At 66.8% G+C, this 13,727-nt stretch carries 13 protein-coding genes and 1 pseudogene; 6 read left to right on the forward strand and 8 right to left on the reverse strand.

Annotated features, from left to right (window positions below; genetic code table 11):
- Positions 1–14: 14 nt before the first annotated feature.
- Positions 15–1,025, reverse strand: coding sequence for a LysR family transcriptional regulator (locus tag H3V53_RS20330; RefSeq protein WP_336599491.1), 1,011 nt, complete (start codon positions 1,023–1,025; stop codon positions 15–17).
- A gap of 261 nt (positions 1,026–1,286) precedes the next feature.
- On the opposite strand from H3V53_RS20330, the gene H3V53_RS20335 reads away from it, so the two are divergent.
- The gene (locus H3V53_RS20335; RefSeq protein WP_054921464.1) at positions 1,287–2,624 is read left to right on the forward strand and encodes an NtaA/DmoA family FMN-dependent monooxygenase; all 1,338 of its coding nucleotides are present in this window, start codon (positions 1,287–1,289) and stop codon (positions 2,622–2,624) included.
- Between the two features lie 36 nt (positions 2,625–2,660).
- Here H3V53_RS20335 and H3V53_RS20340 read toward each other — a convergent pair whose 3' ends face one another.
- Positions 2,661–3,509, reverse strand: coding sequence for a LysR substrate-binding domain-containing protein (locus H3V53_RS20340; protein ID WP_054921541.1), 849 nt, complete (start codon positions 3,507–3,509; stop codon positions 2,661–2,663).
- Positions 3,510–3,625: 116 nt separating this feature from the next.
- Here H3V53_RS20340 and H3V53_RS20345 point away from each other — a divergent pair, with 116 nt between their 5' ends.
- Together H3V53_RS20345 and H3V53_RS20350 are read left to right on the forward strand one after the other, a co-directional pair.
- On the forward strand, positions 3,626–4,330 hold the full coding sequence (locus H3V53_RS20345; protein WP_336599492.1) for a haloacid dehalogenase type II: 705 nt from the start codon (positions 3,626–3,628) through the stop codon (positions 4,328–4,330).
- Between the two features lie 19 nt (positions 4,331–4,349).
- Complete coding sequence (locus H3V53_RS20350) at positions 4,350–5,135, forward strand: aldolase (RefSeq protein ID WP_336599493.1); 786 nt, start codon at positions 4,350–4,352, stop codon at positions 5,133–5,135.
- A gap of 30 nt (positions 5,136–5,165) precedes the next feature.
- Here the strand turns inward: H3V53_RS20350 and H3V53_RS20355 are convergent, their stop codons facing one another.
- The 5 genes and pseudogenes from H3V53_RS20355 to H3V53_RS20375 all read right to left on the reverse strand — a co-directional run bounded on the left by H3V53_RS20355 (position 5,166) and on the right by H3V53_RS20375 (position 10,417).
- Positions 5,166–5,936 (reverse strand): DeoR/GlpR family DNA-binding transcription regulator, encoded by a 771-nt coding sequence (locus tag H3V53_RS20355; RefSeq protein WP_336599494.1) that lies wholly within the window; start codon positions 5,934–5,936, stop codon positions 5,166–5,168.
- 79 nt (positions 5,937–6,015) lie between these two features.
- Positions 6,016–7,014 (reverse strand): 4-hydroxythreonine-4-phosphate dehydrogenase PdxA, encoded by a 999-nt coding sequence (gene pdxA, locus H3V53_RS20360; protein WP_054921458.1) that lies wholly within the window; start codon positions 7,012–7,014, stop codon positions 6,016–6,018.
- Positions 7,015–7,071: 57 nt separating this feature from the next.
- Positions 7,072–8,331, reverse strand: coding sequence for a four-carbon acid sugar kinase family protein (locus tag H3V53_RS20365; protein ID WP_336599502.1), 1,260 nt, complete (start codon positions 8,329–8,331; stop codon positions 7,072–7,074).
- Positions 8,331–9,326: a 2-keto-3-deoxygluconate permease gene (locus H3V53_RS20370; protein ID WP_336599495.1), complete on the reverse strand. Its 996-nt coding sequence runs from the start codon at positions 9,324–9,326 to the stop codon at positions 8,331–8,333. Before H3V53_RS20370 ends, H3V53_RS20365 begins: the two co-directional genes overlap by 1 nt.
- Before the next feature lie 311 nt (positions 9,327–9,637).
- Positions 9,638–10,417: pseudogene (locus tag H3V53_RS20375) on the reverse strand (alpha/beta fold hydrolase).
- 231 nt (positions 10,418–10,648) lie between these two features.
- Here H3V53_RS20375 and H3V53_RS20380 point away from each other — a divergent pair.
- Positions 10,649–12,130 (forward strand): HD domain-containing phosphohydrolase, encoded by a 1,482-nt coding sequence (locus tag H3V53_RS20380; RefSeq protein ID WP_336599503.1) that lies wholly within the window; start codon positions 10,649–10,651, stop codon positions 12,128–12,130.
- A gap of 61 nt (positions 12,131–12,191) precedes the next feature.
- Here the strand turns inward: H3V53_RS20380 and H3V53_RS20385 are convergent, their stop codons facing one another.
- Positions 12,192–12,524 (reverse strand): DUF2322 family protein, encoded by a 333-nt coding sequence (locus H3V53_RS20385; protein ID WP_336599496.1) that lies wholly within the window; start codon positions 12,522–12,524, stop codon positions 12,192–12,194.
- A gap of 314 nt (positions 12,525–12,838) precedes the next feature.
- Here H3V53_RS20385 and H3V53_RS20390 point away from each other — a divergent pair, with 314 nt between their 5' ends.
- Together H3V53_RS20390 and H3V53_RS20395 are read left to right on the forward strand one after the other, a co-directional pair.
- Positions 12,839–13,387 carry an RNA polymerase sigma factor gene (locus tag H3V53_RS20390; protein ID WP_336599497.1) on the forward strand — a complete coding sequence of 183 codons (549 nt, stop codon included), beginning with the start codon at positions 12,839–12,841 and terminating at the stop codon, positions 13,385–13,387.
- A partial coding sequence (locus H3V53_RS20395; protein ID WP_419539523.1) for an anti-sigma factor family protein occupies positions 13,384–13,727 on the forward strand: 344 nt, incomplete at its 3' end. The genes H3V53_RS20390 and H3V53_RS20395, both read left to right, overlap by 4 nt.

A 13,727-nucleotide genomic window follows, 5' to 3' on the forward strand; every position in this document is an offset into this window, starting at 1 on the left:
ACGCACGCGCGACGCTACGCGGCGATCGGCCCGCGGTTCGGCTGCGCTTCGTGCGGGGTATCCAGTTGCATCTGCGGCTGCATTGTGCGCTTCGTCACGTCGGCGCGCCGCTCTTCGCCGCCCGCGAGCGAAGGCGTCGATTCGAACAGCTCCGCGACCCAGTCGGCGAACACGCGGACCTTCGCCGACAGATGCCGGTTGTTCGGATAGACGATCGAAATCGGCTTGGGCTTCGGCTTGAAGTCGGGCAGCACTTCGCGCAGCGAGCCGTCGCGCAGCTGCTGCGCGACCATGAACAGCATCGGCTGGATCAGCCCGAAGCCTTCGAGGCCGCAGGTGAGGTACGCCTCCGAATCGTTGACGGTGACGACGCCGTCCATCCGCACCTCGGTCGCCTTGCCGTCGACGAGGAAGATCCACGGCATTGGCCGCGCGCCATGCATGACCCGAAAATTCACCGCATGGTGCGCAGCGAGGTCGTCGATGCTGGACGGTTCGCCAAAGCGCCGCAGATAGTCGGGCGATGCGCACGTCACGCGCTTGAGAATGCCGATCCTGCGCGCGACCATCGACGAGTCTTCGAGCGGACCGCCGCGGATCATGCAATCGATGCCCTCTTCGACGGGGTCCACGGGCCGGTCGGACATGCCGAGATCGAGCGCGATGTCGGGATAGCGCTGATGAAAGCTCTGCAACGCCGGAATCACCAGATGGCGTCCGAGCGAGGTCGGCATATGCACGCGCAGCGCGCCGCTCGGCTTGCGGTTGCCCGCCTGGAAACTCGCGTCCGTTTCGGCGATGTCGGTAATGATGCGGATGCAGTGCTCGTAGTACGCCGCGCCCTCCGGCGTGAGCGACAGACGCCGCGTGGTCCGGTTCATCAGCCGCACACCCAGCACCGCTTCGAGATTCTGGATGGTCGTGGTCACCGTCGCGCGCGGCATGCCGAGCTGCTCGGCCGCGCGCGTGAAGCTGTTCGCATCGACCACACGGGTGAACACCTCCATTGCCTGTACGCGGTCCATGCTATCCCCTTGCGAATTTCAAACATGACAGGATAAAACGCGCGGACGTGCAAAAACAAGCAGACGCCGTCATTAGGCGGATTTGGCGAACAGTTGGGTACGTCTCGCATCGATTTCAGCGCAGATGACGCTTATTCCCGCCGCGCAGCCGTGCAGGCGCGTCGATCGCGCATGGCAACGCGCCTGCCGAAAAAACGCGCTTGTCGTATCGTGTTTCGCTCGATCCGCATTTCGCTCACCGCTTCGACGAGGGCTTTCCCCATGACCCGTTCCCGTCAGCTGCATCTTGGCGCGTTCATGCGTCCCGTGAGTTTGCATACGGGCGCGTGGCGCTATCCGGGCGCTTATCCCGATGCCAACTTCAACATCGCGCACCTCAAGCGTTTTGCGCAGACACTCGAACGCGCGTGCTTCGACGCGTTCTTCATGGCCGATCATCTGGCCGTGCTCAACATGCCGCCCGCCGCGCTCAAGCGCAGCCATACCGTCACGTCGTTCGAGCCGTTGACGCTGCTGTCCGCGCTGTCGGCCGTGACGGAGCGCATCGGCCTGATCGCCACGTCGTCGACGACATTCGACGAGCCTTATCACGTCGCGCGGCGTTTCGCGTCGCTCGATCATCTGAGCGGCGGCCGCGCGGGCTGGAATCTCGTGACCACGTCGAACCCCGACGCGGCGCTCAATTTTGGGCTCGACGAGCATGTCGAGCACGGCGAGCGCTACCACCGCGCGCGGGAGTTCTACGAGGTCGTCACGGGCCTGTGGGATAGCTGGGCCGACGACGCCTTTGTCCGCGACGTCGAAAGCGGGATTTACGTCGACCCTGAGCGCATGCACGTGCTCGGCCACAAGGGCGAGCACCTGTCCGTGCGCGGGCCGCTCAACATCGCGCGCCCGGTGCAGGGCTGGCCGGTCGTGGTGCAGGCGGGCTCGTCGGAAGCGGGACGCCAGATCGCCGCGGAGACGGCCGACGCCGTGTTCGCCGCGCCGCCGTCGCTCGCCGTGGGCAAGCAGTTCTACGAGGACGTGAAAGCGCGAGTCGAACGCGCGGGCCGCGACCCTGACCATCTGAAGATTCTGCCGGGCGCGTTCGTCGTGGTCGGCGATACGCTCGACGAGGCGCGCGAAAAGCGCGCGCTGCTCGATACCTTCGTTCACTACGACAGCGGCATCGCCTCGCTGTCGATTGCGCTCGGCCACGACGTGTCGCAGCTCGATCCCGATTCGCCGCTGCCCGAGATTCCCGAAAGCAACGCGAGCAAGAGCGCGCGGCAACGCGTGGTCGACTGGGCGCGCGCGGAGCAGCTGACGATCCGCCAGCTCGCGCAGCGCATCGGCGGCTACTCGGGCCTCGAGATGGTCGGCACGCCCGCGACGATTGCCGATCAGATGGAGCAATGGCTGACCGAGCGCGGCTCCGACGGCTTCAATGTGATGTTTCCATACCTGCCCGGCGGTCTTGACGATTTCGCCGACAAGGTCGTGCCCGAACTGCAACGACGCGGCATTTTCCGGCGTGCGTACGAAGGCACGACGCTGCGCGATCATCTCGGCTTGCCGCGCCCGGAGAACCGCTTCTTCCCGCGCCGCGCGACGTAGCGGGCCGCCGCGCGGCGAACCAGGCGGACAGGCGCACTAGATGGCCACGGCGTCGCGCAGGAAGTCCACCAGCGCCGCTTGCACCGCATTCAGCGCGCCGCCGCCGCTGACGAGCGCCAGCTCCGTCGGCGGCAGACGCGGCAGATCGAAGCACACGCTGTGTTCCGGCAGCACCGCGGTCGTGGGCAGCACCGTGATGCCGAGCCCGCTCGCGACAGCCGCCTGGATGCCCGTCAGGCTGTGGCTGCCGAACGCGACACGCCAGCTGCGCTGCGTGTGGTCGAGGCTCCCGATCGCGCGCTTCCGATACACGCAGCCTTGTGGAAACAGCGCGAGGGGAATCGGCTCGCCGCCTTCGGGCGGCACCTCGACCTGACGGCCGCGCACCCACACGAGCGACTCGGGCCACGACGCGAGACACGGCCCGCTGCCCGGCTCGCGCTTGACGAGCGCAATCTCGATCTCGCCGCCCGCGAGCTTGCGATGCAGATCGGCGCTCATGCCCGCGACCGTTTCGAGCCGCGCGTCGGGCCGCGCCTTGACGAAGCCTGACAGGATCGCGGCCATGCGCCGCGCGTCGAAATCTTCCGGCACGCCGATGCGGATGGGCGTGCGCGAGACGTCGCTGGCGAGCGCGTCCTGCGCTTCCTGCGACAGCGCGATCAGCCGGCGTGCATATTGCGCGAGCAGTTCGCCATATTCGGTCGCCGTCACCTGATTGCCCGTGCGATCGCGCGTGAGCAGCGTGCGGCCGACCAGTTCCTCGAGCCGCCGCACCTGCTGGCTGACAGTGGACTGCGTGCGATGCACGCGGTCGCCGGCTCGCGTAAAGCTGCCTTCGTCGACGACGCAAATGAGCGTCTTCAGCAGGTCGAGGTCGAGCATGGTGGCGCTCCATATTTGCATTTTCACTGAGCAGGCCATTTTAATTTAATTTCCAAATATGCGGCGGCTTGTCTAATCTGGGCTGCATCTCGACGCCTCACGAAAAAGGAACGACTATGTCACTCCACAACACGCCGCGCCCGTCATGGCTGACGTTCGACTGCTACGGCACGCTGATTCAGTGGGACGAAGGACTGCGCGACGCCGTCGTGGCGATTCTCGCCAGCAAGCACGCCGCCGCTATCGATCCGCGCGCGTTCCTTGCCGTCTATGACAAGCACGAGCACGCCCTCGAACAGACGCCGCCGCATCGCTCGTTTCGCGACATCGCTGGCGAGGCGCTGCGTATCGCGCTGCATGAATTCAAGCTGGATGCGGACGCGGGCGACATTCGCCTGCTCACGGACCGCATTTCGGCGATGCCGCCCTTTCCCGAAGTGGTGGGCACGTTGCGCGCGCTGAAGGAAGCGGGCTATCGGCTGTGCATCGTGTCGAACACCGACGACGACGTGATTGCCGGCAACGTCGCGCAACTGGGCGGTTACATCGACCGCGTGATCACCGCGCAGCAGGCGGGCGCGTATAAACCCGATCGCCGGCTTTTCGACTATGCTCATCAGCAGCTTCGCGTATCGCGCGACGATGTCGTGCATATCTGCGCGAGCCCGCATCTGGATCATGCGGCCGCGCGCGATATCGGTTTTCGCTGCGTGTGGATCGATCGGGGCACGGGGCGCACGCTGCTGCCCGACTACACGCCCGACGCCACGCTTTCGACACTCGACCAGGTGCCGCCGCTGTTCGCGGCGAACGGCTGGTGAATTGCGTACAGGATCTGTGATGGCTCACACGCTCAATGTCAGGACCACGTCTATGTCGCCGCGCGCCGGTCTCGATGCCGACGCCGTGCGCGCCGCCCGCATCGAACTGGCTGCGTGCTTTCAGCTCGCCGCGCAACACGGCTTCGAAGAAGGCGTGTGCAATCATTTCTCCGCTGTCGTGCCGGGGCATGACGATCTGTTCCTGGTCAATCCGTATGGCTTTGCGTTTTCGGAGATCACGGCATCGCGTCTGCTGATCTGCGATTTCGACGGCAATGTGATCGAGGGCGCCGGTCATCCCGAAGCGACCGCGTTCTATATCCACGCGCGCGTGCATCGTGCGATGCCGCGCGTGAAGGCCGCGTTTCACACGCACATGCCGAACGCGACGGCGCTGTGCCTGCTCGACGGGCCGCCCCTCTTGTGGCTCGGACAAACGGCGCTGAAATTCTACGGCCGCACGGCTGTCGACGAGGACTACAACGGGCTCGCGCTCGATGCCTCCGAGGGTGACCGCATCGCGCAGGCGATGGGCGACGCGGACATCCTGTTTCTGAAGAATCACGGCGTGATGGTGGCAGGCATGAGCATCGCCGAAGCGTGGGACGATCTGTACTATCTGGAGCGCGCCGCCGAAGTGCAGCTCAAGGCGATGCAGGCTAACCGGCCGCTCAAACAGGTGCCGCATGCGATCGCGCAGCGCGCGTATGAGCAGATGCGGCTTGGCGACAAGGAAAGCGCGCGGGCGCATCTCGACAGTGGCATGCGCCGGCTGCGCGACGCGGGCAACCGCTTCGAGACGTGATGACGTAGAGGCCGACGCGCGCGGCGCGGATTACGACGCGAGTTCGACGGTCACTTCATCGAGCGCACGAAACGGCGCGAGCCGCGATTCATCTGCGGAAGACGATGTGATGAGCCGCCAGTCGCGCTGCAGCGGCGTCCAGTGCTGCTGACGCGCGCGGCCCAGCTTGTCGGAATCGGCGAGCACGATGATCTCGGCCGCCCGCGCGACGATGCATTCCTTCAGATACGCCTGCTGCGCCGACGCTTCGCACAGGCCGAATCCCGCCACCACGCCGTCCGCGCCGAGAAACGCGCAATCGACGGTCAGGCGGCTCAGGATCAGCTCGGCCAACGGCCCGAGCGTGCTCATGCTCGACCCGCGCAACTCGCCGCCGATCAGCGTGAGCCGCACGCCTGGCGCATTGGCGAGCGCCGTCACCGCGAGCAGATTGTTGGTGACCACGTGCAGTGATTCGCGCGTCGACAGATGCCATGCGAGCGCGGCGCACGTCGTGCCGCCGTCCAGCAGCACCGTGTCGCCGTCGCGCACATGCCCGGCGGCCGCCAGCGCGATCGCATCCTTCTGTTCGCGCTGCGCCGCCTTGCGTTCTTCGAGCGACGCTTCCGGCTCGTGCACGCCGACGAGCGCCGTCGCGCCACCATACGTGCGCACCAGACGCCGCTGCTTCGCAAGCGTGTTCAGGTCGCGGCGGATCGTCGCTTCCGACACGCCCAGCGCGGCGCACAATGCCTCGACGTTGGCATCGCGCGTGCGGACCAGGTCGAGTATCGCCTGATGACGGTCGGTGGTTTTTTTCACGTCTGCGGGAGTGGGTGAAGGGGGCTCGATATTACACCAGCGAGTCCCACGCTCCGTGCGCCCGCCGTGCCTGCAACCCTCACCGCCGCGTCGCGAGTTCCGCCCCCTGGCGCAGGGCTTCGAGCATGCTGCCTTCGTCGACCACGCCCTTGCCCGCGATATCGAATGCCGTGCCGTGATCGACGGATGTGCGGATCACCTCCAGCCCCACCGTCACGTTCACACCCGCTTCGAGACCGAGCACCTTGACGGGACCGTGCCCCTGATCGTGATACATCGCGACCACCAGATCGAAGTCGCCGCGGCCCGCGCGGAAAAACAGCGTATCGGCGGGCAGCGGGCCCGTCACGTCGAGGCCGCGTTCCTGCAGCAGCTTCACAGCGGGAATGATCTTCTCTTCTTCTTCGCCGTAACCGAACAGACCGTTTTCGCCCGCATGCGGATTGATCCCGCACACGCCGATGCGCGGACGTTCGATGCCCGCCTTCACGAGCGTCGCATGACCGCGCTCGATGGTCCGCTGCACGAGACCCGGCTCGATCTTGCGGATCGCGTCGATGATGCCGATGTGCGTCGTCACGTGAATCACGCGCAGTTGCGGCGCAACGAGCATCATCGACACTTCGTCGACGCCCGTCAGATGCGCAAGCATCTCCGTATGGCCCGGAAATTTGTGGCCGCCCGCGTGCAGCGCTTCCTTGTTCAGGGGCGCCGTGCAGATCGCGTCGATCTTGCCCGCCTGCGCGAGCTCGACGGCGCGCTTGATGTACTGATACGCCGCATCGCCCGCGAGAGCCGACAGCTCGCCGAACGGCAGATCGTCAGGTATCAGGCCGAGGTCGATGCAGTCGATCGTGCCCTGCTCGTAGCGCGCGTCGGCGGCATCGTCGATACGGCGAATCTTCATCTCGCCGCCGACGATCTCGTTCGCCCGCGCAAGACGCTTGGCGTCGCCGATCACGAGCGGACGGCATTGCGCGTAGACGGATGCGTGCGCGAGGCTCTTGACGACGACTTCCGCGCCGACGCCGGCCGCATCGCCCATCGTGATGCCGATTACGGGAAGGTAGTTGCTCATTGTGTGTGATCTCTTTGGCTACAGGGTTCGCTATTCATTCGCGGGACGCCGGCGCAATCAGCGCGACGCGGCGTCCCGTTCGGTTTCGTTGCGCAGCGTCAGCCACGCGGCGTACAGCGCGTGATCGGTGCCGAACGCGCCCGCCTTCGTCACGACGCCGGGGCAATGCGCGCGCGCCGCGTCGAGCGGCCGGCCCACGGCCACGCCCGCTTCGACTTCCGCCAGCAGTTGCAGATTGCCGATGCGCGCGGCGACGAGCATGGCGCGCGCGGTCTCGCCGCCCGTGGCGATCACGCCGCCCGTTTTCGTGAAGTGCGGCTCGACGAGCGCCGCGAGCGCCGCCGACAGATGCGCGCCCTCGGCGGGATCGAATGCGTCGTCGCGGCCGATGCGCAGCAGCAGATCGGCTCCCCCCTTCAGCGACACGCCGACCTGCTCCTGCCACGCGCGCCAGTCGCGATGACGCGTGCCTTCGCGCAGCACCGCGGGCGGCACGATCAATTCCTCGACCCCGCCGCGCTCGCGCAGCATCGCGCATTGCCGCTCGCTCACGGCCGACAGGCTGCCGACCAGAATCAGGATCGGGCCGCCCGGATAGACGGCGCGCGCTTCGCTGTCTTGTGCGTCGCTGCGGCGCACATCGAGCGCTGCGATTTCGCGGGCGAGACCGCCCGAGCCGACCCAGAAAAACGCTGCGTCGCTGTGCAGCGTCGCGCGGGCGAGCGCGCGCAGCGCGTGTTCCGTTTGCGTATCGACGATCAGCGCCCGCACGCCCTTGGCCGCCAGCGCTTCGATGCGCGCGGCAAGCGCCTGCGGATCATCGCGCAGCGCCTCGGCGTCGAGCCGCTCGGATGGCAGGCCCGCCGCTTCGAGTTGCGTGGCGATGTCGGCGGACAGGCCGGCGTGTTCGAGCTTCCACGTCGGCGTCTGTTCGAGCGGCTCGCCGTGCACGAATACGCGGCCGCCGCGCACTGCACGGCCCGTCGCGGGAAACGCGGGCGCGACGATCGCCATGCCCGCAAGCGCCTGCAGCCCCGCGACTTCAGCGGCCCAGTTGCCGCGCAACGTCGAATCGATTTTCTTGTAAAGCCGCTGGCCGCGCACGCTCATTTCCGCGTAGGCCGCGGCCGTGCGCGCCGCGGCTTCCTGCGGCGTCAGGCGCCGCGTGTCGGTATCGACGGCGATCGTGTCGGCGCCTTCATGCGCCTGCGTGCGCGCCGCATCGAGCGTGACGACCGTGCGATGCCCAGCGCTGGCGAAACCGATCGCGCAGTCCGCGGCGCCCGACAGGTCGTCCGCGATGATCAGAATCTTCATCATGCAAGCTCTTTGTGACTCTTCGCGCGCGAGCGTTCTTGCCGCTGCTGGTAGCGCTTGGCCACCGACGCAGTGAGGATGGGCGACACGATGGCCGTCACGACGACGCACGCCGCCACCAGCAGCGTCGCGCTTTGCGCCGCTTCGTTGTATACCGGGTTCGCCGCCGCGACCAGCGCAGGCACGGCGGCCGCGTTACCCGCGGTGTTTGCCGCAGCGACGCCGGCGACGCCCGTGCCGCCCGTCACGCGATCGGCGAAATACAGCGGGATGCCCGTCACGATCACGACGGCGATGCCCAGCCCGATGCCCAGCAGCCCGGCCTGCCACACCTTATGCAGATCGAGCCCGGCGCCGAGCGCCAGTGCGAAGAACGGAATCATCACGGGCACGGCCTTCGAGAGAAAGTCGCGCATGTCGCGGTCGAGATTGCCGAGCAGCATGCCGAGCGCGAGCGGCAGGATGCTGCCCACCAGCGTCTGCCACGGAAACGCCGACAGACCGGCCACGCCAAGCGTCACCATGGTCAGGAACGGGCCCGATTCGAGCGACATCAGCGTGTATGCGCCCACGTCTTCCGAGCGGCCGTACTGACCCATCAGCGCCATATAGAGCCCGCCGTTCGTGTCGTTCATCGCGGCGACGACAGCGAGTGTCGAAATCCCCGCGAACAGACCCGACGAAATCGGCCGCTCGCCTATCAGATGCCCGAGAATCACGCCGACGATCACCGCCGCGCCCACTTTCGTGACGAGCAGCGCGCCGCCCTTTTTCATCAGATACGGCGTGGCCTTCACGTCGATGCTCGCGCCCATGCACACGTAGAACACGGCGAGAATCGGCAGCGCGCCCGTGAAAAGCGCATTGGTGAACGACCCGAAGAACTTCGGCATGCCGGGCAAAAACGTCGCCACCAGCGAGCCGAGAAGCAGCGGCACGATCATCATGCCGCCGGGAATGCGCTCGATCGAGCGTTTGATGGGAATCTGAACCATGCGAGTCTCCTGGCTTTTTGGTATCGCGTTCCGGCGCGATTTTGATTGGAACAATCACCATTCGATCAAATCGATCAGATCCGAGTGTAGCTTTTCTGCGGTGATTGCGCAAATCGATCAGTCATTCTGCGCGAATCGATCAATTCTGAAAATTGGACGGCTCACGCGCATGCCGCCCTCGTGTGTGTGCATCCGTCGTGCCGGGACGGCGGTCGCGGCGCTCGGTGTCCGCCGGGCGGCGGCGCATCCAATGACAAAAACCGCGGCGCGTCTTGCGACGCGTCGCGGTTCTTGCATCAGAAGCTGGACAGTCACTGCGCCTTGGCAGCCGCCTCGATGATCGCGTTCGCCACCGCTTCGGGCTTGCTGAGCATCGCGACGTGGCTCGCGTCGACGTGCGTCACCCTCGCCTTGATCTGGCCCGCCATCGCGTCCTGCAGGCGCGGATCGATCATGCGGTCGCAATTCGCGACGACGAAGTACGCAGGCTTCGAATGCCACGCGGCGTCCGTCACCTTGTCGTCGATGCAGCCGGCGAACCACGGCCCCTGAGTCGCCGCCACGACGCGCTTTTGCGCCGGGTTCAGGTCCTGCGCGAAGTCGTCGGTGACGGCTTTCGGCGACAGCGTCAGGAAGTTGCCCGAATCCTTCTGCAACTCGCCGGCCCAAACGGGCGCGGGCTTGCCCTTGAGCATGTCGTTGATCGACTGGCCGCTGTCAGGCGCGAACGCGGCCACGTAGACGAGCGCCTTCACCTTGTCGTCGTTGCCCGCCTGGCTGATGACGACGCCGCCTCACGAATGGCCCACGAGCACGACGGGCCCCTGCTGCGCGTCGATCGCGCGCTTTGTCGCGGCGGCATCGTCGGCGAGCGAGCTCAGCGGATTCTGCACGGCGACCACGTGCAGGCCGCGCGCTTCGAGCAGGGGAATCACCTTCTCCCAGCTGGAGCCGTCGGCGAATGCGCCGTGCACCAGCACGACGTTCTTGCCCTTCAGATCCTGCGGCTGTGCGGCCTGCGCGGCCTGTGCGGCCTGTGCGGCCTGTGCGGCCTGCGCGGATTGCAGCGACAGCACGGCCCCGGCCACCATGACGGAGGCGAGGCACTTCCTGATAAGCGAATTCATGAGCGGTTTGCCCTTTCTATGTCGGTGGAGGAGTCGAACGGGACGACAGCTTCGCAGACGCCCCGGTCCGCCGGTATCGGTCAAATGACCGACCTGGCGCGCGCAGCCGCGCGGGGTATAGTGACGCTCGACATCGGTGCCCGTTTTTCGACACCCGTTTTCGACACTCCTCACCCGCACCCGCTCCTCCCGTACATGCAGACTTCGTCAGGCACATCCGGCTCCGCCGTTCGCGTGTTCGATGCCGTCAAGGCGCTCGCCTTCATCGGCGATCTGAGCATGGGCCAGCCAACCGATCATTCGATCCGCACCGCGTGGCTCGCCATCCAGCTCGCGCGCGCGGCCGGGCTCGGCGAGGCGGCCGTGGTCGCCGTGTCCGAGGCGTCGCTGCTGCGCTGGTCCGGCTGCACGGCGAATGCGGCCGGATTCGCCGAAGCGCTCGGCGACGACGTTGCCAGCCGCGAAGCGATGCTCGCGCTCAAGCCGGACTGGGCGAATGCCATCGATCCGCACGGCGACGTGGGCGCCGTCCTCACGCCGCTCGCGCGCATTCACTGCGAGGTGTCGGGCGAAGCGGCGCGCATGCTCGGCCTCGGCGGGGACACGGAAGCGACGTTGCGGCATGTATTCGAAGCCTGGGACGGCAGCGGCACGCCGGATCATCTGGCGGGAAGCGCCGTGCCCGCCACCGTATTCGCCGTCACGCTGGCGGGCGAACTGGAAATCTTCTCACGCACGTACGGCCTTGAACGGGCGCATGCGCTGATCGGCCAGCGCGCGGGTTCGCGCTATCCGGATACGCTCGCGCGCCTCGTGACGGGCCACGCGGCGAGCTGGCTCGCCGAACTCGAAGGCGCGGACGCCGCATCCGTCGATGCCGCGCTGCTGACGCCGCAGATGACGGAGGCCGCCCCCGTCGAGTTGATCGCCGACATCATCGATCTCAAGCTGCCGTGGATGACGGGCTACTCGCGCAACGTCGCCGCCACGGCCGCCGGGTGCGCCGCGCACTTCGCGCTCGACGCGAGCGCGCAGCAACGTCTCTATTGCGCAGGCCTCGTGCACGGCATGGGGCGCGCGGCCGTGCCCAATCCCGTCTGGAACACGCCCGCGCGGCTCTCACAGGCAGCCTGGGAAAAAGCGCGGCTCGTGCCGTACTGGACGTCGCGCGCAGGCAGGCAGACGGGCACGCTCGCCGATGCCGCCGAACTCGGCTCGTACGCGTACGAGCGCCTCGACGGCTCCGGCTATTTTCGCGGCGCTGCGGGCGCCGCGCTGTCGCTCGACGCGCGCATTCTGGCGGCGAGCGCGGCGTGGGTCGCGCTGCGCGCGGCGCGTCCGTGGCGCGCGGCGCTGACGGACGACCACGCCGCACGGCAGTTGCACGAAGAAGCCGCGCAAGGACGCTTCGATGCCGACGTGGTCGGTGCGTTGATCGATGCAGGACCGGCGCAGCGGCGCGTCGTCAATCCGCGTGCGCAGACAGCGCGTTTGTCCGCGCGCGAGATCGACGTGCTGCGCGGTATTTCGCGCGGCGCGAGCAACAAGGAAGTGGCCCGCGATCTCGCGTTGAGTCCGAGCACGGTGCGCACGCATGTCGAGAGCGTGTTCCGCAAACTGGACTGTTCGACGCGCGCGGCCGCGACGCTCAAGGCGCTGTCGCTGGGGTTGCTGTGACGCCGGCTGCCGCCGCGTGCTGTTACGACATCAGCCGCACGTCGACTTTTACCTGAAACGCTCAGGCCGCCGCGGTCACGTCGATGCGCAGCGCCTCGCCGCCTGCGGCAATGGCCAGCAGACGGTCGACGTTCGGATGCGCGCCGGGACGGTTGCGCGCGTCGGCAGTGTGCTCGGCGAACACGGCAAGGCCATGCTCCGCGGCTTTCGCGTCGAGCGTGCCGAAGGCCGTGCGCAAATAGTGGTACACGGCAAGCGACCCCTGCTTGCCTGGCTTGTTCTCGATCGTCGCGACCACGGCGCCCTGGCCGTCGACGAGATCGATACGCTCGATGCCTTCGATGCCCGGCAGCTGCGCGAGGTTGTCCTTGAATACGTTGCTCGGCTGAATCACTGAAACACTCCATCGGTCGGAAAATTTATCGCGGGCCGTATCTTATCTGATCGTTATCTGATGGTTATCCGATCATTAGCTCATCGGCTCCGACCGTTCTCACCCGCCGCAAGCGCTGCGTGTCTTTCACGGGCCTTTCGCCTTCGCTCGGGCGCACGCGCCTTCAGCCGCTCGCGAGCAGCATTCCGGGATCGACGCTAAGATTGCAAGCTTGAGTTCCGTCCGTGGTTTTGGCTGCGCCCGAGGACCGTTGCGCGCCGCCTCATGCCTTCATCGGAGGCAGACCAACGAGTCAACAGGAAGGAAAGACTTCAATGACAGGCGCAGACTTGTCCGGCATGTTGCCCGCCATGCTTCCACGGTTATGGGCGTTCGCATTGCGCATTTCCGGCGATCAGCACGACGCCGAGGATCTCGTGCAGCGCGCCTGCGTGCGCGGGCTGGAACGCGCGCATCAGTTGCAGGCCGACACCGCGCCTCTTAGCTGGATGTTCTCGATCGTTCATTCCACGTGGATCAACGAGCTGCGCGCGCGGTCCGTGCGCAGCCGCTCTAGCCTCGATTGGGACGACGATTTCCTGGAGACGATCGAAGACCCGCATGCGCGCACGCCCGAACAGATCACGATGAACGCGCAGATCATCGAAGCCGTGCAGCGCCTGCCCGAAGCGCAGCGTGTCGTGATGCTGCTCGTCGCCGTCGAGGGTCTCAGCTACAGCGAAACGGCGCAAGCGCTGAACGTGCCCATCGGCACGGTGATGAGCCGCCTGTCGCGCGCGCGTCAGGCAATCGGCGCCCTGTTCGCGGGCAAGGCCACGCAACCGGTGCAGGTCGCCGCGGGCGGCAAGGACTCGGCATCATGAAAGTCGACGACCTCATGCTGATGGCCTACGTGGACGGCGAACTCGATATCGACGAGCGCCGCGAAATCGAGCGCGAACTCGACGATTCGCCGGAACTTGCGGAGCGCATCGCCCTCTTTCGCGCGTCCAGCCTGCCCTATCACGCCGCCTTCTCGCAGCAGAAGCTGCCGCCCGTGCCCGAAGCGCTCACGCGCGCGATTGCCGGCCTGTCGCGCACGCATGCGGGCAGCGCGACTGCCGTTCCCCCCCATTCAGTCCGGCCCGCCCGTTCTGCACGATCCCGCCGCCAACGACGCCCGCGCGCCATCCGGCGCGGCGCTCCCGCCATCGGCGCCGGTGC

It is taken from the genome of Paraburkholderia bengalensis, assembly GCF_037126505.1.
Taxonomy (GTDB): domain Bacteria; phylum Pseudomonadota; class Gammaproteobacteria; order Burkholderiales; family Burkholderiaceae; genus Paraburkholderia; species Paraburkholderia bengalensis.